This is a genomic window from Streptomyces sp. CA189, from assembly GCF_056428985.1.
On sequence record NZ_JBWJVM010000195.1, the window covers coordinates 1 to 829 of the forward strand.

1 protein-coding gene is annotated in these 829 nt (G+C 74.7%); it reads right to left on the reverse strand.

The genetic code is table 11. The features are described 5' to 3' along the window. Nucleotides 1-44 precede the first annotated feature (44 nt). Nucleotides 45-829 (reverse strand): crotonase/enoyl-CoA hydratase family protein (locus AC061S_RS44490; protein WP_478691584.1); only part of this gene is annotated, 785 nt, incomplete at its 5' end.

Below are 829 nucleotides of genomic sequence, written 5' to 3' on the forward strand. Positions count from 1 at the left end.
GCCCGGGGGAGCAGGGGTTAGGGGTGGTGGGCCGGCTCGGCGGATCAGAGGCGGCGGGACGCGGGAGGCCGGTCCCAGGCGGGAGAACGCTTCTGGGTGAAGGCCTGGGCGCCCTCAGTGGCGGCGGTGGTGGCGAACACGGGCGTGCTGAGCGGGTCCTGGACGGAGAAGGCGGCGTGGTCGTCGAGGCCGCGGGTGTTCTGGACGATCTGCTTCGTGAGGTGGACGGCGGCGGGGGAGTGGGCCTGGATGCGGGCGCTCAGGTCGAGGGCCGCTTCCAGGGCCTTCCCTTCGCCGGTCAGGCGGTTGACCAGCCCGTAGCGGGCTGCGTCGGCGGAGGAGAGGGGGGCCGTGGTCAGGAGCATCTCCATGGCCACGTGGTACGGGAGGCGGCCGGGCAGGCGGATCGCTCCGCCCTCGGAGGCGATGAGCCCGCGGGCCACCTCGGGCAGGGCGAAGAACGCGGTATCGGCCGCGGTGATGAGGTCGCAGGCGAGGGCCAGCTCGAAGCCGCCGGCGACGGCCGCCCCCTCGACGGCGGCGATGAGCGGCTTGCGCAGCCGGGCCCGGGTCAGCCCCGCCAGCCCGCGCCCGGCGACGACGGGGACGCCTTCGGTGGGGAAGGCCTTGAGGTCCATGCCCGAGCAGAAGTGGCCCTCCGCGCCGGTGAGGATGCCGGCGTCCAGCGCCGGATCGTCCTCCAGCCGGGTGAGCGCCGCGTCCAGGGCCTCGGCGAGGGGCCGGTCGACGGCGTTGCGGACGTGGGGCCTGTTGAGGGTGATGAGGAGGACGCCTGGGGTGGGTTCGGTTAGGAGTACGGGGGTGGGGG